This window comes from Streptomyces sp. NPDC058664, assembly GCF_042716635.1.
Lineage (GTDB): Bacteria > Actinomycetota > Actinomycetes > Streptomycetales > Streptomycetaceae > Streptomyces.
In genome coordinates, this window is the sequence record NZ_JBHXRW010000065.1 from 17136 (window position 1) to 39658 (window position 22523).

32 protein-coding genes are annotated in these 22523 nt (G+C 68.1%); 2 read left to right on the forward strand and 30 right to left on the reverse strand.

Translation table 11 applies throughout. The features are described 5' to 3' along the window. Positions 1-5: 5 nt before the first annotated feature. The 30 genes from ACFWUY_RS34705 to ACFWUY_RS34850 all read right to left on the reverse strand — a co-directional run bounded on the left by ACFWUY_RS34705 (position 6) and on the right by ACFWUY_RS34850 (position 21648). A complete protein-coding gene (locus tag ACFWUY_RS34705) occupies positions 6-818 on the reverse strand; it encodes a hypothetical protein (RefSeq protein ID WP_384119259.1) in 813 nt (270 codons plus the stop codon). A gap of 17 nt (positions 819-835) precedes the next feature. Continuing rightward, on the reverse strand, positions 836-3262 hold the full coding sequence (locus tag ACFWUY_RS34710; RefSeq protein WP_384119262.1) for a hypothetical protein: 2427 nt from the start codon (positions 3260-3262) through the stop codon (positions 836-838). Beyond that, entirely contained in the window at positions 3262-3747 is a 486-nt protein-coding gene (locus ACFWUY_RS34715; protein ID WP_384119264.1) for a hypothetical protein, read from the reverse strand. The genes ACFWUY_RS34710 and ACFWUY_RS34715 overlap by 1 nt, the downstream gene beginning before the upstream one ends. Positions 3748-3772: 25 nt before the next feature. Then, a complete protein-coding gene (locus ACFWUY_RS34720) occupies positions 3773-4084 on the reverse strand; it encodes a hypothetical protein (RefSeq protein ID WP_384119266.1) in 312 nt (103 codons plus the stop codon). A gap of 9 nt (positions 4085-4093) precedes the next feature. Then, a complete protein-coding gene (locus tag ACFWUY_RS34725; RefSeq protein ID WP_384119268.1) occupies positions 4094-4501 on the reverse strand; it encodes an HK97 gp10 family phage protein in 408 nt (135 codons plus the stop codon). Further along, positions 4437-4655: a hypothetical protein gene (locus tag ACFWUY_RS34730; RefSeq protein ID WP_384119269.1), complete on the reverse strand. Its 219-nt coding sequence runs from the start codon at positions 4653-4655 to the stop codon at positions 4437-4439. The genes ACFWUY_RS34725 and ACFWUY_RS34730 overlap by 65 nt, the downstream gene beginning before the upstream one ends. Next, on the reverse strand, positions 4646-5164 hold the full coding sequence (locus ACFWUY_RS34735; protein WP_384119271.1) for a hypothetical protein: 519 nt from the start codon (positions 5162-5164) through the stop codon (positions 4646-4648). The genes ACFWUY_RS34730 and ACFWUY_RS34735 overlap by 10 nt, the downstream gene beginning before the upstream one ends. Continuing rightward, the gene (locus tag ACFWUY_RS34740) at positions 5161-5970 is read right to left on the reverse strand and encodes a hypothetical protein (RefSeq protein ID WP_384119273.1); all 810 of its coding nucleotides are present in this window, start codon (positions 5968-5970) and stop codon (positions 5161-5163) included. The genes ACFWUY_RS34735 and ACFWUY_RS34740 overlap by 4 nt, the downstream gene beginning before the upstream one ends. 60 nt (positions 5971-6030) lie before the next feature. Then, on the reverse strand, positions 6031-6729 hold the full coding sequence (locus ACFWUY_RS34745) for a hypothetical protein (protein ID WP_384119275.1): 699 nt from the start codon (positions 6727-6729) through the stop codon (positions 6031-6033). After that, positions 6729-6944 carry a hypothetical protein gene (locus tag ACFWUY_RS34750; RefSeq protein WP_384119277.1) on the reverse strand — a complete coding sequence of 72 codons (216 nt, stop codon included), beginning with the start codon at positions 6942-6944 and terminating at the stop codon, positions 6729-6731. The genes ACFWUY_RS34745 and ACFWUY_RS34750 overlap by 1 nt, the downstream gene beginning before the upstream one ends. Continuing rightward, on the reverse strand, positions 6944-7816 hold the full coding sequence (locus ACFWUY_RS34755; RefSeq protein WP_384119279.1) for a hypothetical protein: 873 nt from the start codon (positions 7814-7816) through the stop codon (positions 6944-6946). The genes ACFWUY_RS34750 and ACFWUY_RS34755 overlap by 1 nt, the downstream gene beginning before the upstream one ends. 75 nt (positions 7817-7891) lie before the next feature. Continuing rightward, positions 7892-9640, reverse strand: coding sequence for a major capsid protein (locus tag ACFWUY_RS34760; RefSeq protein ID WP_384119280.1), 1749 nt, complete (start codon positions 9638-9640; stop codon positions 7892-7894). Between the two features lie 130 nt (positions 9641-9770). Continuing rightward, entirely contained in the window at positions 9771-9944 is a 174-nt protein-coding gene (locus tag ACFWUY_RS34765; RefSeq protein ID WP_384119282.1) for a hypothetical protein, read from the reverse strand. A 1-nt stretch (position 9945) separates the two neighbouring features. Further along, positions 9946-11127 carry a hypothetical protein gene (locus ACFWUY_RS34770; protein ID WP_384119284.1) on the reverse strand — a complete coding sequence of 394 codons (1182 nt, stop codon included), beginning with the start codon at positions 11125-11127 and terminating at the stop codon, positions 9946-9948. Continuing rightward, positions 11120-11311, reverse strand: a complete 192-nt coding sequence (locus ACFWUY_RS34775) for a hypothetical protein (RefSeq protein ID WP_384119285.1) — start codon at positions 11309-11311, stop codon at positions 11120-11122. Before ACFWUY_RS34775 ends, ACFWUY_RS34770 begins: the two co-directional genes overlap by 8 nt. Further along, positions 11308-11934: a phage minor head protein gene (locus ACFWUY_RS34780; RefSeq protein ID WP_384119287.1), complete on the reverse strand. Its 627-nt coding sequence runs from the start codon at positions 11932-11934 to the stop codon at positions 11308-11310. The genes ACFWUY_RS34775 and ACFWUY_RS34780 overlap by 4 nt, the downstream gene beginning before the upstream one ends. Positions 11935-12098: 164 nt before the next feature. Beyond that, a complete protein-coding gene (locus ACFWUY_RS34785) occupies positions 12099-13949 on the reverse strand; it encodes a hypothetical protein (RefSeq protein ID WP_384119289.1) in 1851 nt (616 codons plus the stop codon). 2 nt (positions 13950-13951) lie between these two features. Next, on the reverse strand, positions 13952-14257 hold the full coding sequence (locus tag ACFWUY_RS34790; protein WP_384119291.1) for a hypothetical protein: 306 nt from the start codon (positions 14255-14257) through the stop codon (positions 13952-13954). Positions 14258-14261: 4 nt separating this feature from the next. After that, positions 14262-15701, reverse strand: coding sequence for a terminase large subunit domain-containing protein (locus ACFWUY_RS34795; RefSeq protein WP_384119293.1), 1440 nt, complete (start codon positions 15699-15701; stop codon positions 14262-14264). Beyond that, complete coding sequence (locus tag ACFWUY_RS34800; protein ID WP_384119295.1) at positions 15698-16177, reverse strand: hypothetical protein; 480 nt, start codon at positions 16175-16177, stop codon at positions 15698-15700. The genes ACFWUY_RS34795 and ACFWUY_RS34800 overlap by 4 nt, the downstream gene beginning before the upstream one ends. A gap of 607 nt (positions 16178-16784) precedes the next feature. Then, complete coding sequence (locus ACFWUY_RS34805) at positions 16785-17033, reverse strand: hypothetical protein (protein WP_384119297.1); 249 nt, start codon at positions 17031-17033, stop codon at positions 16785-16787. Between the two features lie 29 nt (positions 17034-17062). Beyond that, the gene (locus ACFWUY_RS34810; protein WP_384119298.1) at positions 17063-17950 is read right to left on the reverse strand and encodes an N-acetylmuramoyl-L-alanine amidase; all 888 of its coding nucleotides are present in this window, start codon (positions 17948-17950) and stop codon (positions 17063-17065) included. A gap of 139 nt (positions 17951-18089) precedes the next feature. Continuing rightward, positions 18090-18401 carry a hypothetical protein gene (locus ACFWUY_RS34815; RefSeq protein ID WP_384119300.1) on the reverse strand — a complete coding sequence of 104 codons (312 nt, stop codon included), beginning with the start codon at positions 18399-18401 and terminating at the stop codon, positions 18090-18092. Between the two features lie 174 nt (positions 18402-18575). Further along, the gene (locus ACFWUY_RS34820) at positions 18576-19049 is read right to left on the reverse strand and encodes a DUF6221 family protein (protein ID WP_384119302.1); all 474 of its coding nucleotides are present in this window, start codon (positions 19047-19049) and stop codon (positions 18576-18578) included. A 7-nt stretch (positions 19050-19056) separates the two neighbouring features. Continuing rightward, positions 19057-19191 (reverse strand): hypothetical protein, encoded by a 135-nt coding sequence (locus ACFWUY_RS34825; RefSeq protein WP_384119304.1) that lies wholly within the window; start codon positions 19189-19191, stop codon positions 19057-19059. A gap of 10 nt (positions 19192-19201) precedes the next feature. After that, the gene (locus ACFWUY_RS34830; RefSeq protein WP_384119306.1) at positions 19202-19819 is read right to left on the reverse strand and encodes a hypothetical protein; all 618 of its coding nucleotides are present in this window, start codon (positions 19817-19819) and stop codon (positions 19202-19204) included. After that, complete coding sequence (locus ACFWUY_RS34835) at positions 19816-20322, reverse strand: hypothetical protein (protein WP_384119308.1); 507 nt, start codon at positions 20320-20322, stop codon at positions 19816-19818. The genes ACFWUY_RS34830 and ACFWUY_RS34835 overlap by 4 nt, the downstream gene beginning before the upstream one ends. Next, on the reverse strand, positions 20319-21200 hold the full coding sequence (locus ACFWUY_RS34840; protein ID WP_384119310.1) for a hypothetical protein: 882 nt from the start codon (positions 21198-21200) through the stop codon (positions 20319-20321). The genes ACFWUY_RS34835 and ACFWUY_RS34840 overlap by 4 nt, the downstream gene beginning before the upstream one ends. Then, on the reverse strand, positions 21197-21340 hold the full coding sequence (locus ACFWUY_RS34845) for a hypothetical protein (RefSeq protein WP_384119311.1): 144 nt from the start codon (positions 21338-21340) through the stop codon (positions 21197-21199). Before ACFWUY_RS34845 ends, ACFWUY_RS34840 begins: the two co-directional genes overlap by 4 nt. Then, positions 21340-21648, reverse strand: a complete 309-nt coding sequence (locus ACFWUY_RS34850) for a hypothetical protein (RefSeq protein ID WP_384119313.1) — start codon at positions 21646-21648, stop codon at positions 21340-21342. Before ACFWUY_RS34850 ends, ACFWUY_RS34845 begins: the two co-directional genes overlap by 1 nt. A 152-nt stretch (positions 21649-21800) precedes the next feature. Between ACFWUY_RS34850 and ACFWUY_RS34855 the strand changes: the two genes are divergently transcribed. Next, the gene (locus tag ACFWUY_RS34855; protein WP_384119315.1) at positions 21801-22106 is read left to right on the forward strand and encodes a hypothetical protein; all 306 of its coding nucleotides are present in this window, start codon (positions 21801-21803) and stop codon (positions 22104-22106) included. Between the two features lie 3 nt (positions 22107-22109). Beyond that, on the forward strand, positions 22110-22376 hold the full coding sequence (locus ACFWUY_RS34860; protein ID WP_384119317.1) for a hypothetical protein: 267 nt from the start codon (positions 22110-22112) through the stop codon (positions 22374-22376). Positions 22377-22523 lie beyond the last annotated feature (147 nt).

A 22523-nucleotide genomic window follows, 5' to 3' on the forward strand; every position in this document is an offset into this window, starting at 1 on the left:
CCTCCTTACGGGCAGACCGTGACGCCCGTGGCCACGTCGGCCCAGGTGTCTCCGGTAGCGGTCAGAGCAGCAAACGTCGGGAACGTGTCGGCTACGGCGCACCAGTTGGCGCAGTCCGTCCCCTGCTGAACAGCGAAAACCGGATCCACGACCGTGTACTCGAAGGCCCAGACCCGGTGCGGATGCCGCTGGTCGATCGTCTCGGACAGGTGGGCCTTGGCCAGGTCCCGCGGCTGCATGTAGACGTCCGAGATCCCGTAAGCGGCCGGCGCCCGCAGGAACAGCGGGCCGCCAACGGTGAACAGCTCGTAGACCTGCTCGGCCGCAGCCAGAGTCTTGGTGAGGAATCGGGCGCCGGCATCGAAGTTCTTCCGTCGGGCGTACACGTCGGCCGGGGTCTCCGCGTTGAGGCGGTCGAACAGGCCGGCGTCCATGCGACGGGTCTCGGGCTCGAAGCGTGTCCAGATGAACTCGGCTCCGCCCGGCGTGCAGGCGGCAGCTGTGAGTGCTTCGGCGGTAGCGCAGAAGGTGAACTCGATGTCGGCCCAGGGCCGGTTCGGGTCGGAGAGGATCACCGTCCCAGCCCCGGCCAGGGTGAGCGGTCCAACCATGGTGTCGGAGATGAGCTCCTCGTCGAACGGCATGTAGATGAAGCGGTACCAGACGGCCACGTCGAGGGGTGCCGTGTTGTCGTAGAAGTAGCCGGCGCTATCGGTCAGCTGGACCTGGCCGATGCGCAGCCAAGGGCCTGTGGCTGACGTGGCTCGTTCCACGTAGGCGACCTGGACCAGGGAGGGAGGGAAAATGGTGACAGGCACCGTCAGGAACGTGGCCATCAGATGCGAACCCCCTGGGAAAGCGTGCGGTCGCGGCGGTTCATGGCAGTCCGCACCTGAGTGTTGATCACCTGGTAGAGCAGCTCGTTCCCCAGATAGACGTTCACCACAGGGTTGTTTTTGGATTCTCGCGTGGCCATGAGGAGAGGGCTAAGGGCGCGGTCAATCCTGCCGAACGTGGCGCTGAAGTCCCTAGGCTTAACGCTTTTCTTCGTTGCGTGACTGAGCTTTTCCATGGTGGCTTCGAGGTCCGGAAGTTTGGCGTTGATGCCTTGTACGTAGCCAGCGACCGTGTCCTGTCCGATTTTCTTCATGACGCGGGAGGGTGACTGGATGTCCAAGGCCCCCTTGATGGTGCTGACGACGGAGTCGGCGATGCCTTGGGCGATGCCGATGACCCGGCCGATGCCCGCCGTGAGGCCGCTGGCCAGACCAGACATGATCTCCAGGCCGATCTGATACAGGCGGCTGGGAAGCCCGCTGAAGGCCTGCCCGAAGCTGCTCAGGAACCCCTGCAGGTTGTTCATCAGGTCCGTGTACATGCTCTGGAATCCGCCTACCAGAGTGGCCCGAGCCTTGCTGTTGAAATCGATAAGGTTTCCCAGGAACTGGGTGATGCTGTTGTAGGCCGACGACGTCCAGTCGCTAAAGGACTGTTTGATCTTCTCGCCGCTCAGCAAAGTAAAGGCGCTTGAAGCACCCAAGGCCCTGCCGTAATCCGACTCCATGAAGTCGGCAAGCTTCCCGGCCGCCTGGCGCAGCAAGTCCATTGCCCAGCCGACGCCCTGCAGCACGATAACCAGCGCTTCCAGGACCGCACTGGCCAAGTTGATGGCGAGCGGCAGCTGCTCCCTGAGAATTAGGGCGATGTCAACGAGGATGGGTCCGAGCTCCTGAATGACAGGGATCAGCTCGGGGCCGATCGCGGTCACGAAGTCCCGGACCACCGGGGCCAGCTCCTCGATCACCGGAGCAAGCTGAACAAACGCCTCCTGGATCAACGGCAGGATGTTGTCGACCAGTACCCCGGCCGTCAGCGCCAGTTCGTTCAGGATGGTCTGGAACTCCTGGGATGCCGTCAGCCGCTCGAACGCCTCGGACACCTTCCCCAGGATCTCGAAGAGGCCGCCGCCGTTTTGCGTCAGCCCGGCGAAGATGTTCTGCACGCCGGCCCCGAAGTTTCCGAGGACCGTGCCGAGCTCGGCAATCAGGGAAACGGCCTGGTCGATCGACTGCTCTAGCGCCCCCGACTCGAAGGCCCTCTGCAGCTTCTCCTGGATCCTCAGCGACACATCGTCGACCGCAGTCGCGATCCGGTTCAACGCCGGACTAGACGCAGCCGCCAGGAACCCGAAGCTCCGCACCACCCGGGCCGGCGTCGCCTCCAGCCGCTCCAGCGCGCTGTTCGCCCCAGCCAGAGCCTTACCCAGGACACCCTGCTCCTGGAGCTGGAGAGCCGCTGTGGCAGCATTGCGGCCCATCGCGTTCAGGGAGTCGGCTGCCCTGTTCAGAGACCGCGTCAGGGTCGGTCCGAGGTTCTTCGCCAAGTTGGCGACGATCCCATCGAAGTCCTTGAACACCCTGTTCTGCACGCCCTGCTGGACGGCCTTCAGCTCACGACGAATCGTGTGCAGAGCATCCACGAACAGGCGTGCCTCGGGCGCCAGGTTCTTCAGCGACTTGTGGAACTCGTCCGGGCTCAGCTCCGGATCGAACGCATCCTTGATCGCGTCCTCGACGCCGATCATCGCCAACTTGAGCGTGCCGGCCGCCAGCTTCTGCGTAAGCATGGCCGACGTGCCCACGGCGGCCGCAGGGGCAACCTGCTGGAGAGCGGTCACCAGGGTGGCGACTGTGGTCGCGCCGCCCCCCACAGCCAGGCTCAGGCCCGCCACGCCCTGCGTGAGCGTCCCCACCCCCTTGGCGGTGGTGAGCGATGTCCGCCCCAAGGCCCGCAGTGCCCGTTCCGCACGTGGCACCTCGTCGGTGTCGACTTCGACCTCGACTTCAATCTCCGGCGCGATCGCCTCGACATCGGTCACCAGGTCATTGATCGCGGCCGTAACCTCGGCCAGAGAGCGGGGAAAGTCGAGCGCGGCCTCAAGCTCGATGATGTCCGTGGCGCCGGATGTCGCACGGCGGGTCAGCTCGTCCAGGTCCTGACGCAGGCCCCGCAGCGACGCCTGAGCATCGAGCGCCGCCTCGACATCGATGCTGGGGTCGCTGGCGTCCACCTGCCGGAGCACCTGATCGAGCTGCGTCGACATGACGGCAATGCTGTTCTGGACTGCCAGGGAGGCCTGAACGTCGACCTCGGGGGCGCGGTCCTCCGCCGTCCGCACGATCTGGGACAGCTGCCGCTCGAGGTCAGGAAGCGCCCCAGCCGCGCTGACTACGAGGTCGACTTCAGCTTGGTTCGCAGCCACTACGCCCCAATCCATGCGGTCAGGGCCTTTTCCACGGCCTCAGGATCGTCGCCGTCCTCGGTGCCCCATTCGTCCTCGTATCCCCGCGGGGGAATGGACAGCTGGAAGTCGAACCTGAGGCGGTCCTTCTCGTCTGCGTTCCTCGTGAAAAGCGCGTACGTGGCGGCGCACCACTCGTAGGCAGAGCGCTGCCACGGGTCGACGCCGGCCAGAGTGAGGTGCCCCAGCGCGTCGGGTTGGACGGACATGGCGAGGAGCTTCCACCCCTCCCACCAGCGGCGCCCGGTGACGAGCTCCAGCGCCTGGTGAGCGGCAGAGACAACGTTGTCAGTGTTCACGGTGCCATCGAGGACCATGCGTCCGATGGCCGATCGGTCCTCCTCCGACAGGAGCGCGATCACGTCGAACCCTGTCTCCACACCTGTCCACTCGGCTGCGGGACGCCATGCCAGATTGAAGGTCTGGCCGCCGATCTGTATCGGCACCGGGCCTCGCGCGAGAGGGGACAGGTCACGCCGCATTGGCAGTGGGGTCCTCCGTGTCAGTCCATGCGGTGAGGAGGTCGTTCATGGATGTCAGGAGGTCCTGGGCGGTGATCTCGCCGTTCATGAACCGACGCATGATGACGGCCCACGTTTCCTTCCCGGCAGCGACAGACAGCCACTTGGTGCAGGCCTCGAGGACCACGAACCCGTCAGCGTTCATGTGCCGGACGAGGATCATGCGCTCGACTAGCTGGGGATCGGGCTTGGCGAACTCGTACTCAGTTCCGGCGATGACCACCTTGTAAGTGGCTTCTTCGATCGTCTTCGTCTCGTCCATAGTGCAAGCCTATCGCTGGGTGATGCTGTAGCCACGTGACCGGGCGACATCGGCAAGGGCCCGGTCGAGGAACGGGCGTGCCCTGGTGCCGGGGTGGTGGACGACGGCGGCATACACGGTCCGGCCACCCATCTTGAACTTGAGGGCCTTTCCGCGGCGGGGCCGGATGATGTGGGGCCGAGTGCCGTCGTTGACCCACGGCGCGTACTCGACATCCGAGCCGACCGTCCAGCGCTGCCTCAGCCCGAGGATCGACCGGCGTTCCACCCGGATCGACGCCCGAAGGCGCCCCGTGTCCACGGGGGCCAGCACTTTCGCCCGCGCCACGACTTGCCGGGCCGCGATCTCGCCCTCATTCCGGCTCGTCGCCCGGAACGTCCGGTTCAGCGCTGCTCGGTCCAGCCGGATCCTCGCCACCCTCGATCACCTCCATCAGCCCCAGTTCGACCCACGCGGCCACCGGGCCGTCGAGGGTGGAGTCGATCTCCTCGCCGCGGCGGAACCCGTCGAAGCTGGTCCGAACCCGCAGGCGGGCCTTCGTCGGTGTCGTCTTCCTGGCCATCAGCAGCACGCCTCCATCACGATGCTCACGGTGGTCCGGCCGCCGATGCAGTTCGCATCAGGGCCGATCGGTTCGTACAGGCCGACCGCTACGGGGCCGATCCGCAGTTGGTCGGTGGGGTCGTTGAAGGCGCAGCAGATCGCGGCTTCCATGGCCTGCCAGTCGGCGTCCAGTTTCAGAGCGGCCTCGGTCCACTGGTCGGCGGTGATGATCTGGTCGGCGTCCGGGGTGGGGACGCAGCGGTAGACACCGAGCTCCAGCGTGAGGAGCCGCTCCGCCATGAAGCAGCCGCTGGAGGCCATGCGGTCGGTGGTGTCGCGGATGCCGTCCACGCCCGCGATCCGCACATACCCGAGGCCGGCACAGCATTCGTCCGTCGCCTTCGAGAGCAGCGGGATGACCTGCTCGCCTGCCCGCAGCATCACCCGGTCCGAGGCCACCGGCCACGGATGCGGCGCCTGCAACTGGGCTTCCAGGCAGCCGAGGAGGATCTGCGCGAGCTCCATCGCCTTCGTCACGAGACCCGCCCCCGATAGGTGTCGACGGAGGCGACCCGCGACCGCTGGGCGCGCCGCGCGGGGTTTACCGACCGGATCCACAGGTCGACGTTAGCGAGCCCGGTCAGGGCCGCCTCGTCCACGATCGTGGGGTCGACGACCTGGAGGTCGACGCCGTTACGGGACAGCGACGCCAGCTGCTGCGGCAGCGCACAGTCAGCCCCCACACAGGCCTTCGCGATCTCGCACGCGTACTCGCCCGCCGCGATCTGCCCCGCCACCGGCAGAGGACGCCCCGGAGAGTACGTGATCACGAACGATCCGACCTCGTCCGGTTCAACGTTCATGTCCTGGCAGGTCGGCCAGCAGTCCCCGTCGATACGGACGAGCATCGGCCGGCCGCGCCACGAGTCGAGGCGGTAGGCGGTGGGGTCGATGGTCAGGCCGTCGACAGTGACTGAAGTGACGGAAGCCACGGATGTCGGGAACGGAACTTCGCAGCGGGCCGCGCAGCTACAGCCGCCCGTGCAGCCGCAGTTCCGCCACACCCCGGCGTCGACGTACGGGATCATCCACGGGCCGCCGCCACCGGCCACGCCCGGCGTGCCGACAGGCCACGTCACGTACCCGCCGCCCCCGGCGCACTTCGGTCCGCAGGGCCGATAGTTCACCGGGCACTGCGCGAACTGGTGGCCGGTGAGGCTGTCGAGGATGGACGTGGCGAATGTAGTCGCCCGCGCCTTCACCTCGGCCGAGTAGCCGTCCCAGTCAGGGCAGCAGGTGGTGTCGATGGGCCACTCGCATGGGCCCGGTACAGGTACAGCCATGGGTGTCCCTCGGGTGATAGGGGTCCTGGCCGGGAGCCGTCGGCCAGGACCCCGGCTCGGTTACGGAGCGGGCAGCGTGACCGCGCCACACGCCGGCGTCGGGAGCGGCGCCGAAGTGACCTCGTAGTGCATCGGCTGCGTTGCCCCGATGGGGGTCAGCAGCGGTTCGAGGGTGGCGGGGGTGACCGCGTCACGACGGATATCGTAAGGACCGACACCCCAGTCACCGCCATACACGGCGCGGGCCGTGAGGGTGATGGTGAGGGCGTCGTTCTGGATGACCCACTCGCCCCACTGGGCGTCCTTCACCCACGGGAACAGCCAGTATCCGTACTTCGTGAACCCGGACGGGTCGCAGGCCTGGCCGGAGATCCCGGACCAGAACTCCAGGCCGAAGCTCGCGGAACCGGTGAGGTCGGCGTCCAGGCGGAAGCCGACCGTGTTCGGGGTGGCCGCGTCGTCGAGGACGAGGGGGTCACCCGTGATCAGGTTGATCATCGTCGGGTCCAGGGTGCAGATCACCACGGACATGTCGACCCAGCGCAGAGCCACCGGCGACCGGTCCTCGATGCAGATGTCCCCGTTCGCGTCCGGAACGGAGATCTCCTGCACTTCCTGGTAGTTCGGGGTGAACGTCGCGGACACGAACGCCTTCGCGACCAGCGACGACCCGGCGCCGGTCACCACCGCGCCACACTCGTTCAGCTTCGTGATGCGCAGCATCTTGCCGCGCGACATCGAGGCGCACTCAACAGCCATTACTCGTCCTCCTCATCCTTCTTCGCGCGGCGCCGCGGCTTCGGGCGCAGGCTCTCGTTGTAGCGATCCGCCAGCTCCGGGGGAACGAGGAACTCGCTGCCGTTGCCGTCGGTTCGGACGTCTGCCGGACTGTCCGCGAGCGCGAGCAGGGCCCGCGCCGTCTCCTTCACGTCACCGGCCGCCGGCACGACGGTCGTCCAGTCCTTCAGGCTCATCACGGCACCGCCGGGGTTGTGGCCGTCGCCGGGGCGGCGATCGGAACCTGTACGGCAACTACTTCGGGACACGCCCAGGCCGCGGCGTAGACGTGCTCCGAGACGACGTCCCACTGGTTGAGGGTGCGGTCCATGGCGCGGCGCGGGTCAGGCTGCGGGATCTGGGCATCGGTCGAGCGCCACACGGTCGTGTAGGCCGTCATGAACGCCCACACAAACCCGGCCGCCGGGGCAACGTCAGCAGGGCCGGTGATGCCGTATCCGTCGCCCAGAGAGACCGCAGAACCCTTGCGCGTGCGCAGGACGCCTGCCTCCGGGTTCAGGAACCCCGCGTACTCCAGGGCGCCTTCAGCCTGCGTGTTGACGTGGATGGTGCCCACGTATCCAGTCATCTGGTAGAAGGCGTTTTCCAGAGCGGAGATTGCCGCTCCAGCGCCCGGTGCCAGCGGAGTGACAACGGTTGTGCCGACGTTGTTGACCAGGTTGAGAACGTCTGGCTGAGCGGCGATGCCGTTCCACAGCACGTCTTCGACACGGCGCTGCTCAGAGGCTGTGAGACGCGCCTGGGATGCGGTCTTGATCTCCTCGGCGGTACGTCCCACTGTGCCGCAGCGGATACGCGTTTCGAGCCAGAACGGGTCCGTGCCGACAAGCTCGGTGCCCTCGTGCGGTGTCTTGACCGGTGATTCGACGCCGCATTCCTGGTTGTACAGCTCGGTGTGATCGCCGCAGTGGTCGGCGTAGAACTGCAGGCCGTTGCCCAACATGCGGTCGGACATCGGTACGACCGAAGCCGCAGTGAACAGGCCGTAGCGGACGCGCTGCGTAGGCGGCGATGCGATCAGTTCTCGGTTGGGCTGAAGTACTGCCATGAGGTCCCTCCTTCCTGTCCTGGGTGGCACCGCCGCCAGGGACGAGGAGACGGCGGCGCCAGATCAGGGAAGGGGCTACACGGTTGCGCAGGTAATCGAAGCGGCGCCGACCAGGCCGCCGACGCAACCACCGACCGTGTACTGACGGATGCCGGGGCACGGGTAGATCGGCGCGAACCCTTCCTCAGCGAAGAGCGCCGTGAACTCGTTCTGCGCGAGGGAGGCGGCGTCGTAGACGTTGGTCAGGGTGACCACGTCCTGCCGGGCGACCGCGACCGATCCGGCAGGCCAGATCAGGAAGCTGACGTCGTCCGGGAGCGCCGTGAGGTACGGGGCAGCAGCGTCACCGCCGGGGAACGCCGGGGCCAGCGCACCGCCCGTGATGAGGCCGTCCTGCCAGCCACGGACGAACTGCGGCCGGATGCCGGTCGCCGTGAAGAGCTGCGCGATCTGCGCATCGGACACCTGCAGAAGCGGCATGTTCTCCCGGGTACGGCGCGAGAGGTCAGCCCGGATCTGCTCCAGAACCCACAGCGGCAGGGCAACCTCGACGGTCGCGTTGGCGGGCAGGTTCCACCGGTAAATCATGTCCATGCGCGCGCCACGGACGGCAGAGAGAAGCGCCGTGGTGAAGGAGTCGGGTGCCGTGACGCCTCCAAGCCATGTGGTGGTGGCACCAGCGGTCGCGATCAGGTCGGCCAGGATGATGCGGTTCATCTCCTGCGAGTGCGCCTCGCGGAGACCGTCCTCCCACGCTTCCACGACCTCCGGGTAGCCAGCGGCCTGGAGGAACGACACCCTGATGCAGAGCGCCATGACGTCGAGGCGCCTGTTGGTGAAGTCCGGGCACGGGATCTCCGAGCACGTCTTCGCCGTGTCGGCAATGACCTGCGCTTCCGTGAGGAAGTTCGAGCCGCCGCCTGCGGCAACCGCGTTCGCGTAGATCTCCGGGAAGTTCGGGTCCTGGGTGTAATTGATGCCGCCTCGCGTGACCGTGACGGTCGGGAGATCCAGGAGGCCGACGCCCTCGCCCCAGTTGCGGCAGAGGTCGTAGTCGTTCTGGGACGGGGCACACCAGCCAGCAGCGGCGGTAAGGGATCCGCTCTGTTCGACGGAACGCTGGTAGGCGGTGGCCAGGTTGCCTCCGTCGAGGCGGCGTTCGTTGCGTGCCGCCTTGAGGATGCGCCGGGTCTCTCGCTCGTCGGAGGTGTCGATGACGAACTCACGGTCGCGCTTGTACTGGGCGATGACCTGGGACTGGCCGGGCGCGCCCTTCATGCCGAAGCTCTGGGCGTTCTTGATCAGCGCGATACCGACGTTGTTGTCGCCAGTGAATGTGTCGCCGGCCTTCATGCCGAGGAGGCCGGCGGCGGTGGCCGACAGCTCGGCGCGCACGATGTCGCGGGTGGCCTTCGCCGAGAGGGGGGTGGGGGGCGGCTGGGCGGCCATCTGGGACACGGACGGAACCGGCGCCGGGGCCGGGGTCGCCGCAGGGGTGACATCGTTGTCCGGCGTCACGGGGGCGCTCGTCTCGGGGATGACCTGGGTGGGGATGGTGAGGTCCGGCGCGGCGGAGAAGGCGTCGCGGGCGGCCTGCGTGGCCTCTGCTCGGGTCTTCCGCTCCTGGACGGCGGCCGACAGTTCCTGGAGCCGCACGGACAGTTCGGTCAGGGCTGCCGGGTCGGCGTCGCTCTTCGCGGAGAGTTCCTGCCCGGCCTTACGCACGTTTCCGTACTCGGCAAGGAGCTGCTCGTCGGTGGCACCTGCGATGTCGAACCCGGTCGGCGTCTGCGGCTCGGTCTCGGGGGTCTGCTCGTCTGCCATGGCGGGTCTCCTTCCGATCGGCAGAACGACAACGTCTCGTCTGCATCGACCGGCCCACCGCCAGCATCGAAGCTATGTGCAGGGTACCGCTTGCCGGGCGGGTTGTAAGGGCCGCCCGGCGTTCGGCGTGTTACTTCGTGCGGGGGACGGCCTTGTACGTGCCGCCCTGGGGGGACTTGGCGAGGACCTGTCGCACCTTGACGAGGCCGCCGTCCTCGTTGGTGATGGTCTGGGTGGACCCGTCGTGCCGCAGGGTCACCTGGTAGTCGGTGGCGGCCTTCTTGCCGCCGCATCCGCAGCCCATGTCAGTCCTCCGTGTTCGCCAGGGCCCAACGCAGGCGCGCGCGGGCGATGTCGGTGTCATCCTTGATCACTTTATGGACACCCATAAAGTGATCACCCTGCTGGGATGCCAGGCTTGTGACCTGCACGTTTCGCGGCGCCGCGAAGCTTCCGGCCTGGGGCGTAACCCCGAAGCTGCCGATTAGCGCCCGCTGATGCCCCGCCGCGAAATGCACCCGCGCACGCGGAACCGGGAAGCCCGGCGTGTTCACGCTGCACACGCCGATCAGCTCCAGCGAACCACCCACCCGCCGCCAGTCACCCGACACTGGCGACGACCGGAACACGTCCAACGCCTCCTCGCTCGCACCCGGGAGCAGCCAGCCGGCCACCCAGATGCCGTGGTCGTCCTCGCCTGCGACGACGCGGGCGACGGCGGCGGACGGGTCGTCGTAGTGCTCCTGTGCGGCGCGGAACGCCAACTGTGCGTCGGCGTGTCGAGGTCCGGCTACGAGGGTGCCTACGGGCAGCGTGGCGCCGTCTGCGGTGCGCTGTTCGGCGACGTGGAAGTACGTGTAGCCGGTGGGCGACGACGGCGGGGTAACGCAGCCGGGCAGGCCGACATGACAGGTCGACCAACCAGCGATGTGCCCAAAGACGCGGCCCGTGTCGGTGACAACGAGCGGCGTCAACTGGTCGACGTCAGGGCGCTGGAACCATTCCGCCGGGGGAAGTGCGGGGGCGGCCGACGCCCACATGGCGCCCACCATGATGTTGTCCTCTTCCAGTGGCTCCGCAGGCTGCGGGTCCAACGTCAGGGACACCTCGGCAAACGCCGGAATGCTCACCAGAGTGGCACCTGACACCCGCCAGCGGGTGATGACCAGGCGCTCCGCCTCGTCCATCACGTACTCGATGTCGTCCAGGTCGACGGACGGGCCGATCACCCCCGCTTCCAGCTGCTCGGTGACCGAATAGGGGATGTCCTCCAGCATGCGGCCGGTGGCGGTGACCATGCCGTCCGCGATCCGCAGCGTCTCGATACGACCCACTACGCGGGAGCCGCCATGGCCGTCGTCAGATAGCTCCTGCCACATGAGCGGGAGGGGCAGGTCACGGCTCGCGCCGCCTGCGGGGTCGATGATGCGGCCGTCACCGGTGGGCACACCCAACCGGGCCAGCACCGCACTCCAAGTTCTACTCATCCCTCAGCACCGCCATCTCCCACTCGTAGCGAATCGTGATGCCACCTGCGCCATCAGGTTCAACGCGGGTCTCCAGCTGCCGCAGTCCGTACGCTCCATCCGCTTGAGCGCGTTCGATGGCCTGTTCCTGGGCAAGTCGCATGGTGTCGGTAAGCCATACGCTGAAGTCAAAGTCTCCGCTCACGGGTCTTGCCTTTCTGTCCAGTCGATCTCGTCGCCCAGCACCACCGGGATCAGGGAGCACCTGCAGTTGATGACCTCGTTCGCCGGTCCGCGCGGATCCCCAGGGAAGAGGAGCGAGGCGCCGCCCACCCGGAACGGCTCCCGCAGCAGCGTCCGCTGCTTGTCCGCCTCCCGATGCGTCGGCCGCGTCCTGACGTCCGCCGTCGCAATCCACTGCTTGAACGGTGCCGGATCCCCCTGCTGCTCCGCGAGCAACTCGGCCGACCGGAACACGCCGGCATTCACAGCCGCCAGCGTCTCCGTCCGAGCCACGGTCACCGCCCTGTTCGGCCAGTACTCCGACCCGGTCGCCGTCAGCACAGTCTGCACCCGCTTCGCGATGTCGGGGATGGACTCCTGCTCGCGGATGCCACGCTCCAACTCCGCGACGATCAGCCCGTACACCTCGTCCGGCAGGCGAACGAGCCGGTTCCCCGCCTCATTGAGGTACGCCGACACCCACGCATCGTCCTGCGGCACGCCCTGGTTCCGTACCCGACGTGCAGCCCGGCGCAGGATCCCGTCGACCACCGGCATGACCTCGACATCCACCTGCTCCGTCCAGAAGCCCTGGTGGTCACTCACGCGTGCCGGGTCGACGGTGTCCCCGTGTACGACGGCGGGCCGGACGCGGTCCAGGAAGCGGGTCAGCGACCGGAACCAGGTGCGGGCAACCCGCTGCTCGCCCTCGCGGATGAACGCCTCCGCGCGAAGGCGCTGCGGCAGCCCGTCATCGGGCGGCAACGTTGTCACCTGTGGACGCCAGTCAACACAAGGGGGAGCCGCGCCCGCAGACGCGCCCGATCATGCAATGCACCCTCGTCCAGGAGCGCGCGGGTGTATTCGGCCAGCAGCATGCGGAAGAGCCCCGGTGAGACTCCGAATGCATCGGCCACCGGCTCGATGAACTGAAACGAGCCGTCCAACAGGTCATCTCGTCCGGCGGCCGCGACGACCGTGTGCAGTTCGTGCTTAGGCGTGTTCGTGAACTGGCCCCGGTTCTCCCGCGTGAGCAGACGTCCGCCCGCGCGCGACAGGGCGTCGAACACGAGCAGCTCGGCCGCCGCCGTCAGCCCGTCCGGTACACCCTCGGGCTCCGGCTCCTGACCCTGCGTGGCAGGCAGCGCCCGCTGCTCCTCCGGCTCCCGCTCCGCCTCCGCCTCCTCCTTGGCTGCTGAGGCCTGCGCCGCCGCCAGTTCGGGCATGCCCAGCGTCTCCGCCACACCCGCCTCGCTGAGGATCGCAGGCGACGACGTCACCCACTTCTCCAGCCACCGCTGCTCCCGCTCCTCCTCCGACGGCATTGCGTCCAGCGGGATCCCGTTCTCCGTCAGCATGTACTCGTTGGAGATCAGGACCTTGTCGTACAGGGACTCCAGCGTCTCCCGATCGTCAGGCCTGGCCACGATCTTCGTCGTGTCCCAGCCGATTTCGAACCGGTCCGCCTCATCGGTGGTCATGCCCATTGCGACGAGCGCGGGCCGGTACCACTGCTCGGTGAGGGCGTCCCCAAGCTCGCGCAACAGGGGCTCGATGAAGATTTTGTACGTGCTTTCTTCGACCTGCCACGCCGACCAGTGGTTCGACTCGCCCTGCGTGCCGGCCGCCACGTCGCGGGGCATGTCGAGGGTGGCCGCGAGGCGGGCGAGGGCCTTGTCGCGGAGCTCGTCCAGGCCGCCCACGAAGGTGGTGGAGGAGTCGACGAACGCAAGCGCGCTTCCAGCCGCAATCATGTCGCTCGGCGCATTGAAAGCGATCGGGACTACGGCAGCTGGAGTTCCCGGCTGCCCGATACCCGTCTCAGCGACGGACAGCAGCTCATCCATGAACGCCATTGCCGTGGTTTCATGCTCCCCCTTCGGCAGGTCAAGGTCGTCTGAAACGAGCCAGACACCGGCCGTGGCGAGGCGGGAGTCGAGCTGACCGGCGATCGTCTGCGTGGACTTCTCAATCTCGCGGCAGATCGGGAGGGCCGGGCGGATCGCGGAGTCGGCCTGGATGAAGTCGGCGGGGTGCGGGTCCCAGATGCGGAAGAGCCGCGACTTGGCGTCGAGGGGAACGTCGGTGCCGATCTTCGGATCGCGGTACATCCACTGGGCTGCGGCGCCGGTGCCCTTGGACTTGACCTGCGACGGGGGCAGGACGATCCACTCGTCCGGCAGGTTGCGTCCCTGCGGGCGGACAACGACCCACGCCTCGCCGGGAACCTGCCAGCAGAGGGCAAGGACGCGGAGGAGCGTGGCTCGCTTCGCGGCGCCGCCCAGGACTTGGGCTGCAGCCTGCATGGCGATCGGGTTCGTCGACGGGCCGGTCGGCTGACCGGTGGCCGGGTCGATCTCGGTGGCGTGCAGATCGGCCTGTGACACGGCGTTGGCGATCCACACGAGGGGGGCCCGGAGTTCGCCAATGACGTCGTAGTAGTACCAGCCCTGCTTCTGCCAGTCCGAGTTGGCGGCGAACCGGCGGGCCCGGTCGGCGATTTTTACGCCGGGCCCGGACATCGGCATCGCCGCAGCGGTGATGATGCGCTGGGTGACGTTGGGGTCGACGTCCTCGGGAAGAAGGGGTCCGTCCTTGGTGCGACGGCGGAAGATTGCCACGGCTACTCACCTTCCCGGGAGGCCAGCCAGCCCGTCACATAGCTGAACGCCAGCAGGAGCGCCGGCACCCACGCCCACGACCACCAGCCGGCCCACGCCCCGACCGCAGCCGCGGCCGCGCCCGTGTAGACGCTGACGCACCAGTCGCAGACGACGAGGTAGGCGAGGAGGTTGTCGTCGGGGAGGGCGCGCAGGACGGCGCGCCGCGGGGCATCGAGGATGCGGTCGCGGGTGACAAGTCGGGTGACGCGGGCGGTAGCCAGCGCCATCACCACCACCATCAGAAGCGGATACGGTTCCATTTCCATCCCATCATGCCGCCTTACGGCGCGCTTTGAGTGCCGGATGCTGTCCGGGGATCCGCCCGGCGCGTCGTGCTGCGGTGTGCGGATTGACCAACTCGGTACGGGAGCGGTCCCGCTTCATGTGGTGCGTGATCGCGTGAACCAACGCGTCCAGCCGGTCAGGCGACTTCGGATCCTCTTCGGGAATCCACGTCGTCAGCTGGTCCTCCAGCTCGGGCAGCGAACCGACATGGTGGACACGGCCCTGCTCGTACAGCATGGCCACCGGCTGCGCCCTCAACTTCTTGCCCTGCGACGCCCACACGGTGCGCACCGGCGGCGGCGTCGTATCCCCCGCGGGCTGCATATCCCGCCAGACCCTTTTGAGAACCTCGCCGATCCAGTCCTTGCCGTTGTTGTCCTCGACAATGACGTGGGCGGCGCCGTACTGCTCGCGGAGCGCGAACGCGGCACGCGCGGCCTGATCGGGGGTGCGCTTCGAGGAGGCGTCGGCCATGACGTAGTGGTGCTGGTCCACGCCCCAGCCAGTGACGACGAGGCCGGTCTCGTCACCGGTGCCGGTGCCGGCGGGGTCCATGCCGACGACGATGGAGATCAGCTCCGGTACCTCGTCCGGCGTCACCCGGCACCGGTCGATCAGCGCTCGAGCAACGAGCGCACCGGGCAGGTCCTCGAGAACTTCTGCCTCGAGCTCCTGCCTCCCCAACGTCGTGCCCTCGTACTTGGCGATGACGGCCCGCTGGAACGTGGCGGCCAGGTTGTGCAGGTTGTCGTACGTCGACCCGCGCACGGCGTAGGTGCGCTCCTCCTTCAGCAGCTGCTTGATCAGCGGCAACGGCCGAGGCGTCGTCGTAATGGCAATCTGCGGATGGTCACCGAGGCGCATCCCCATCTGCGCCATGTCCCACGCGTACTGCAGGTACCGCCAGGCGGCCAGCTCGTCGAACCAGCCGTAGTGATGCTGCGGCCCGCGAAGCCGGTCCGGCTCGTCGGCGGAGTAGCAGACCTGGATCGCACCGTTGGGGTAGACAAGGCGCCGCTTGGACGGCTGGTACTCCGGCCGGAAAGACGCCGGCGCGCACGCCATAATCCCGGACTCGCCTTCGACAAGGATGTCTCGAGTATCGGCAGCGGTCGGGCCGATGAGCGCCCCACGTTCCTGGGTGCGGGCCTTGTTGATGCTGTACTCGGCACCGGTGCGGGTCTTCCCCCAGCCGCGACCTGCGAGCCACAGGATGACGTCGATGTCCTGGTCTTCTGGGGCGCGCTGAGAAGCTCGAGCATGACGCCCGTTGCGGCCGGGGTGAGGCAGGCCGTTGCAGTCGGGCAAGTCACAGAGCCACGGGACCCTGCCAGCCTCGAGGTCGAGGATGCGCTTCTCCAGCCCCTCGTTGAACTCCTCGAGCTCAGCGGGGGAGAGACTGGCAAGGTCCGCCTCGGTGATCATGACCGGTTGGCCCTGTCGAATCGGGCAAGGAGCTCCTTGGCCTTGTCGCGGGCAGCGCTGGTCTTCGGGTCGTCCTTGAGGCGGAAGGCGTGCTCTTCGAGGCGGATCATGGCGAGGATGAACTGCGAGTAGTTCGAAGGGGGCACGGCGCGACCTGCCATGTACTCCTCGAGCAGAGTGACGGCGTGCCCACGCATCTGGCCGGCCAGCTCGAGGTCTTCGTCTCGAGCGGATGCCATCTGGTCGGCAAGGCCGTCTGTCTCGCGCGAGGCGATGAACTGGTCATGGGCGATGCTTCGCGCTACCCAGTCGTGGCGGCTGGAGAGTTCCTGGGCGGAGTCGCGGCTGATGCCCACGGCTTCGGCGGCCGCGGTGATGGTGCGGCGGGGGCCTTGGCGCAGGTAGGCCTGGAATGCGTCGTAGGCCTTGCCGCGTTCGGTGGCGCGGCGCACCCACGGGTACGGCTCCTCGGTCACGATGTCTCCTTCCTGCACACGAAGTAGGTGGCGTCCTTCCAGGCGAGGTCGGTGCCGAGGTAGCCGGTGGGGCAGGCGGCTGCGGGTGGGCCCTGCTCGCCTTGGGGGCCTGCGGGGCCGGGTGGTCCGGTCGGCCCGGGGGGTCCGGAGGGCCCGGCTTCCCCTGCGGGGCCGGTGGGTCCGACCGGTCCGGTGGGTCCTGGTGCGCCGTCCTGCCCGTCGGCACCGTCGGCGCCGTTGATGCCGTCGGCTCCTGGGGCGCCGTCCTCGCCGTCCTGGCCCGCAGGTCCGGTAGGCCCGGTTGCTCCTGGACTGCCGGGCCTACCGTCGGCGCCGTCAAGGCCGTCAAGGCCGTCAAGTCCCGCTGCTCCCGTCGGGCCTGGCGGTCCGGAGGGGCCGATCGCACCGTCGGTACCGTCCTCACCCCGCGGCCCGACCACTGGTGTCCCGCCCAAGTCCCGCACCTGCCGAGACAGGGCAGACCTGTCGGATTCCAGGTTCTCCACCCGGTCCGACACCTGCGACACAGCCGATACGCCGGCGCCCAGGATGAGGGCGAGCGCGAAGACGGACGCCGCCCATATGGCGTTCTTCCGCGTTGCCCGTCTCACGGCTTCACCCCCATGATGTACGCCGCCAGCAGCACCAGAAGTGGCAGGACGAGCGCCGACGCGACGAGGCGTACCCATGTCTGCCGAGACTCTTCCAGTGCCGCTACGCGCCTCACGAGGGCCTCCTGTTTCGCGTCGTAGATCTCTTTGGTGAGGTATGAGTTCTGGGCGTCGCGTATGGCGCGGACGTCGGATTGGACGTCGCGGAGGAGTTCGCCGAGGGTCGGCTCATCGATCGGGCTCACTCACGAGGCCTTTAAGGGTGCGCAGGCGATCACTGGCCGGTCTGTCGCTTGATGGTGTTGATGTCGGCCTGGAGGGTCTTCACCTCGGCCCGGAGTTGGACGAGCAGTTGGTGGGTGAGGGTGAGGTAGCCGTAGGCGTCGGGTATGCGCCCCTTCCCGGCCGCGACGCTGGCCTCGTCGGCCTTGACGTTGCGGTAGTTCCAGAAGTCGATGGGATCCATGTCGTCCTCCACGGGCGGTGTCGGGGCGGGGGGCTTTGGGGTGGCCGTGCCGGGGCTCCAGGACGCGGGGTGCAGAAGGCGTTCGTCGATACGGAGGCGCAGCCCAGGCATTGCGACAACGTTGTCAGGCCCCTTGGGATCGCTCTTCCAATCCGACCATTCCAGGTGCCCGATGATCGACTTCTCGTTCCAGCCGTGCGCCCGCGCCAGGGCAGCAGACACGCGCACCATGGCTTCGACCTGTACGGCAGGCCACGGGTCGATGCCGTCGCCCTCGTTCTCGCACTCCCAGCCGTAGAACGCCCGGTTGCCGTCGACCGCGCCAGCGGACCCGTCGTGTTCGTTCGGGGCGGGCGGCCGGGTGGCGTAGGACTCGGCCTTGACGGCGGCGAGGACGTCGGGGTCTCCGCCGCCGGCGTGGTTGGCGCGGCCGTTGCCGACGAGGTGGACGGTTCCGTCGCGGCGGATGACGCCGTGGCAGAGCGGGCCGGGAAGGCCGCTGATGCCGTTGAAGCACATGGGGACGGCGGACATCGTCTTGGGGGTGACGGTGTGGTGGAGCATGCTGCCGTGGACGGGGCCCCACGGTCCCTTGTGGTTCCGGTTGTTGTCTCGCCAGCCTGCGACCTCGATGACGGTGACGCCTTCGGCGCGGAGGGCTCTGACGAGTTGGTCGGCCGTAAGTGGCGTAGCCATAGTGGGCCCCTTTCAGTCTGCGTCCAGCATATGCAGAAAGACCCCAGCCGGGGGGGTGGCTGGGGTCTCGCGCGTCGCCCGCCTGAGCTATCGCGCCTGCAGATTCGAGTATGCACCCGAGTGGGGTCAGGTGGGGTGGTTATGGGCGTGGTGGCGGCCCGTAAGGTCCGGGCGGCTGCTGGTAGGGGTTGGGTGGGGGCGGTCCGTAGCCCTGCGGTAGATATGGGGGCGGCTGCGGGCCGGACGGCGGCTGTGCGGGCGCGGGCTGCTGGGGCTGCGGCTGCTGGTAGTGCGGGTAGAACTGCGGCTGCGCCGGCCCCCGAACGGTGCGCTTGCGGCCCATGATGGCGGCGATGGGCCAGCCGGTAACAGCCCAGAGGCCGCAGGTGATCAGGGTGAGAATGAGGTGCAGGCCGTGGTTGGCGCCGCGCTTCTCAACGTAGTAGTTCATGGGCCCCCTTGACGGTGATCGGGGCATCCTGCCACGGGCCTGGGGCATGGGAAAGCCCCGCTCCCCGGTGCGCTGTTCCGGGGGCGGGGCTTTGGTCCTCCGTCGAGGGCGGGCAGCTTCCGCAATCAACGGATGTGATGGTCCTACGGTACGGCCGGGCACTGACAGTTGGGGCTACGGCCGCCACGCGTCGCGGTAGTCGGGGTGTCGATCGGCGTACGGCAGGGCCATCAGGCGGAGCGTGGCGCAGGGGTAGGCGGTCTCGGGGAACTGCTTGGGCGGTTCACAGGAGCGGCAGACCCGGGTCGTGTCGAAGTGCGCGGCGCCACCTCCCGCGTGGAGGGTGACGGGTTCGTGCAGGGCGACCATGCGCCGTTTGGCGTCGACCTCGGCCAGCACCCGCGCGGGATCCTGTCGGGCAATGTGCTCAGCCGCCCCGTCAAGGTCGTACTTCACGTAGATCTGCTCGTTCCAGAGCGATGACGCGTTGGAGATGTCGATGGCAGTCACTGTCTGGGAGCTGCCGTTCCGGTACGAGAGCCTCCGTCCGCCAACCGTCTGCCAGCGACGGCTGTCCTCGGGCCAGCTGAGTGCGGTCTGTTCATCGTCGTCGAGGCGGGCGCGGAGGAACGCGATCAGGTCGTCCATGCGCCCATCATCCCTTCTTCGGTGTGCCCGGGGTGGGCTTGTCGGCGGGCTTGACCCAACCGCCTCGGCTGCTGCTGTACGTCGTCTCGTGGCCCTTGAGGCGCGGGTCGTCGGGTGCGGGCTTGGGCTGGCGCAGTGCCATGGCGGGCTCCTCAGGCCTTGGCCGCATGGCGGCGCTGGTGGGTCTCGGACAGGTCGTACACGGTGATCCCGGCCTGGCCGGTGTGCTCTACACGGAACCCCTTCCCGGGGTCCTCTCCGCTGGCGTTGTTGGTGTTGGCGTTGGCGCCTGACCTGCACAAACAACGCTCGGAAGGGGTGGCCTTCTCGCGGGGGATGTCGTCCGCGTGGACGCCGGGCCCGTTCTTCCCGCCCGCGCGCACCCCGGTACGGATGGGGATGTCGGCAGCCTCGAGGAGGGCCCGGACCGTCTTCGTGTCGGGCAGTCCGGCAGCCTCCTGGAGCTGGGTGAGGCGAACGTGCTCCCCGCCGTGACCGAGGTCCTGGAGGACGGCCACGATGTCCACCGGCTCCTCCTCGTCGGCCTCGCCCTCGTCGACGTCCCGGCGCCGCCCAGCGGCCCAGCTGCGGGCCTTGCCGACTGCGACCGTGGCCAGGGCCCCGGCGATCGTGTAGCCGAGCTCCGGCACCGCGTACACGGCTGCTCCGGCCGGGGCGAGGGCGACGAGGAGGACGCATCCGCCGGCCGCCCGGGAGGCGCCCTGAGGCTCCTCCACGGGCGTCTCGACGGCCTCGGGGGCCGTGGTCACAGGAACACCCCATAGACCTCTGCGCCGCCCCAGTTGGCGGCCTGCGCAAGGGGGACAGCCGCCAGCCCTGCGACACCGGCAGAAGTGCCGAGGCAGGCGCCGCACAGGATGCCCTGCCGCAGCTCTTTGCCGCCCACGCCTTTCTTCATGAGGGCGAGGACGATGCCGGTCAGGATGAGCATCAGGCCTGACCCGGTGGTGGTGAGCGGGAGGAACGTTCCCCGGGAGGAGACGCCCATCTTGCCGTCGACGCCGAGGACGAGTGCTACGTCTCCTAGCCAGTTGGCGAGGAACAGCAGGCCGTCGAAGAACCAGCCGATGAGCCCGCCGACGGACAGGATGGCGAGCGCTCCGTAGGCCCAGCCGCTGATGAAGGGGAGCAGGCCCCCGAGTGCGCTCAGCCAGTTCGTCCGGAGCTTGTTCACGCCGGGCCACCAGTGGACTAGGTAGCGGCCGAGGATGTAGAGGCCGACAGTGATGCCGCCCATGGTTGCCCAGATCATCGGTAGCCTCCTCGGGCGTCGAACTGCTTGCGAACACGGCGAACGGTGGCGGCGACGGACTGTTCGTTGGCGTCGGGGCGGAGGGCGAGTACGCCGCGGATGGCGACTGCGTTGTCGGGGGTGTTCGCGACTTGTTCGCGGGCGAGTTCGGTGATGCTCGGCTGTTCGCGATCGGTGTTCGTGCTGTTCATGGCGGGTTCGGGGCGCTCCGAAGCTTGGGGCGGTTCGGTTGTTCGGTACGGCTCGCGGTCCTGTTCGCGAACAGGTTCGGCTGTGATCGGGGCGATCGCGATCCGGCTGTTCCGTTCGATCGCCGCTCGCTTCTCCAGGCGTTCCATGCCGATCCGGAAGTCCTCGTCGTCGCGGGCGAGGGTGACGCGGGCTTCGGCGCGGATGCGTGCGATCGCTGCCTCGGCCTTACGGTCGAACTCGTCGAGCTGGGCGGCGTGCATCCGGGCCTTGTACTCGCTGTCCCGGATGACGTCGTTGATCTCGGCCTCCTGTTCCGGGGTGAGGGCGGCCGGGTCGCGCATGGCGAGGAGGGCGAACTGGGCGACGGTCTTGCCGACGAGGACGACGAGGGGGCCGGCGATGGCCTGTCCGAGGTCGCCTTCGTCGATGCCGTGGAGGACGAGGAGGAAGCCGACGCCGATGGCGATGAGCCATCCGGCGACGGTGGCGTACCAGCCTCCGAGCCGCTTGTGTTCGGCCCACATGACGGTGATCCAGCCGAGGTCACCGGCAAGGGCGACGGAGAGGCCGAAGATGCCGCTGTTGACGAGGTCGGTGATGGCGTAGCCGGACCAGGCGAGGGAGAGGCCGGCGAGGGCGTAGGCGCCGTAGAGGATGGGGGGCGCGCTGGGCTTGGAGATCCTCATCGGGCGGCCTTCCCTGCCTGCTGGATGTTCGCGTCGTCGCGGTTGGTCTGCCAGTCGCGTGCGGCCTGGGCGCGGGCGTAGTCGTCGGCGGCCTGCTGCTGGAGCTGGGCGACGCGGTCCTGCTCGGTGGTGTCGGGCATCAGGCGCTCCATGAGGTCTTGTGGAGCCAGAGGGCGTACTCGCCGCGGGTGACGGCCCGGCCGTCGACCCAGGGCATGCGCAGCAGCAGCTTGTGCTCCAACTCGGCAGCAGCGCCGGGGGTGTCGCGGTGGATCTCGTTGGCAACGGTGTAGGCGAGGTGGAGGCGGTGGGAGGCGTCCATGAGCTGGTTGGGCTGGACGTGGGTGAGGGTGTCGGCGATGAGGCGGAGGCTCTCGCGGACGACGCTGTCGAGGCGGGCCTGCCGCAGGGCTTCGTCCTGCTGGGTGGGGTGGGTACGGTGGTTCACGGCTGTTCCTCCTGGTAGGCAGGTGGGATAGCTGGCCCCGGCCGGTCTGACCACCGACCGGGGCCGTTGTGCATCAGCAGTGCGGACTGCTTGTCGCCAATGTATGGGCGCCCATACACTCAGCGCAAGCGGCATGCCAAGAAAGGGACGGCGTGACCGAGGAACCGATCGAAGAGGAGGCGCAACGCGTGTTCGATGCCCTCGATGCAGCAGAGGCCATGCCGGATCCTTTGGCGCGAGCGCGTGTCATCGGGCGCCTGCTGAAGGATCAGGCGGAGCGCAACAAGCGGTTCACGGAGTACCGCCGGCAGATCGTGCTGGAACTCCGGGCGCAGACTCCTCCGATGCCGTATCGGCGGATTGCGGCGGAGCTTGGGGTGTCGCTGGGTACGGTGCAGGACATTGAGCGGGGGGCGGCTAAGTGGTCGGCTCGGCCCAAGAAGAGCAAGGAGAGTTGATCCGTGAGCGATCCGACGGTTCTCTATGACGTGACCGAGCAGGTTCGAGACTCCCTCGTGTCCGCGCCGCTGATCGGCTGGGTGGGTGAGAAGCGCTACGACATCGCGGCTACCTACGCGGCGAGCGTGGCCCTGTACGAGGTGGCGGACATTCTGCGGGAGCGCGCGGAGGTGTACGCCTCGGAGGGGAAGTACGAGGCGGCGCGGGCTTTGCTGGATGAGGCGGATCGGCTGGCCGACCGTGAACGCCAGCAGCCGCACTGCCCGTAGCTGGAACGCGCTGAGCCCCCGCCGGACATTTCGGGCGGGGGCTTTGGCGTGTCTGGGGTTAGACGGTGGTCTGACCGTGCTCGGGCGACGGGGCTGCGAACGGCCAGCGATCGTGGGGCCAGTCGTCCGGTCGACTGCTGCAGCTCT

What these genes read in the sequence shown, in the direction of transcription:
- ACFWUY_RS34835 (WP_384119308.1), bottom strand. Translation starts at nt 20,322, where the DNA reads ATGATCTGGGCAACCATGGGCGGCATCACTGTCGGCCTCTACATCCTC.
- ACFWUY_RS34815 (WP_384119300.1), bottom strand. Translation starts at nt 18,401, where the DNA reads ATGAACTACTACGTTGAGAAGCGCGGCGCCAACCACGGCCTGCACCTC.
- ACFWUY_RS34820 (WP_384119302.1), bottom strand. Translation starts at nt 19,049, where the DNA reads ATGGACGACCTGATCGCGTTCCTCCGCGCCCGCCTCGACGACGATGAA.
- ACFWUY_RS34745 (WP_384119275.1), bottom strand. Translation starts at nt 6,729, where the DNA reads ATGGCTGTTGAGTGCGCCTCGATGTCGCGCGGCAAGATGCTGCGCATC.
- ACFWUY_RS34755 (WP_384119279.1), bottom strand. Translation starts at nt 7,816, where the DNA reads ATGGCAGTACTTCAGCCCAACCGAGAACTGATCGCATCGCCGCCTACG.
- ACFWUY_RS34790 (WP_384119291.1), bottom strand. Translation starts at nt 14,257, where the DNA reads ATGGAAATGGAACCGTATCCGCTTCTGATGGTGGTGGTGATGGCGCTG.
- ACFWUY_RS34795 (WP_384119293.1), bottom strand. Translation starts at nt 15,701, where the DNA reads ATGATCACCGAGGCGGACCTTGCCAGTCTCTCCCCCGCTGAGCTCGAG.
- ACFWUY_RS34770 (WP_384119284.1), bottom strand. Translation starts at nt 11,127, where the DNA reads ATGAGTAGAACTTGGAGTGCGGTGCTGGCCCGGTTGGGTGTGCCCACC.
- ACFWUY_RS34740 (WP_384119273.1), bottom strand. Translation starts at nt 5,970, where the DNA reads ATGGCTGTACCTGTACCGGGCCCATGCGAGTGGCCCATCGACACCACC.
- ACFWUY_RS34750 (WP_384119277.1), bottom strand. Translation starts at nt 6,944, where the DNA reads ATGAGCCTGAAGGACTGGACGACCGTCGTGCCGGCGGCCGGTGACGTG.
- ACFWUY_RS34840 (WP_384119310.1), bottom strand. Translation starts at nt 21,200, where the DNA reads ATGAGGATCTCCAAGCCCAGCGCGCCCCCCATCCTCTACGGCGCCTAC.
- ACFWUY_RS34765 (WP_384119282.1), bottom strand. Translation starts at nt 9,944, where the DNA reads ATGGGCTGCGGATGCGGCGGCAAGAAGGCCGCCACCGACTACCAGGTG.
- ACFWUY_RS34760 (WP_384119280.1), bottom strand. Translation starts at nt 9,640, where the DNA reads ATGGCAGACGAGCAGACCCCCGAGACCGAGCCGCAGACGCCGACCGGG.
- ACFWUY_RS34845 (WP_384119311.1), bottom strand. Translation starts at nt 21,340, where the DNA reads ATGCCCGACACCACCGAGCAGGACCGCGTCGCCCAGCTCCAGCAGCAG.
- ACFWUY_RS34810 (WP_384119298.1), bottom strand. Translation starts at nt 17,950, where the DNA reads ATGGCTACGCCACTTACGGCCGACCAACTCGTCAGAGCCCTCCGCGCC.
- ACFWUY_RS34825 (WP_384119304.1), bottom strand. Translation starts at nt 19,191, where the DNA reads ATGGCACTGCGCCAGCCCAAGCCCGCACCCGACGACCCGCGCCTCAAG.
- ACFWUY_RS34720 (WP_384119266.1), bottom strand. Translation starts at nt 4,084, where the DNA reads ATGGACGAGACGAAGACGATCGAAGAAGCCACTTACAAGGTGGTCATC.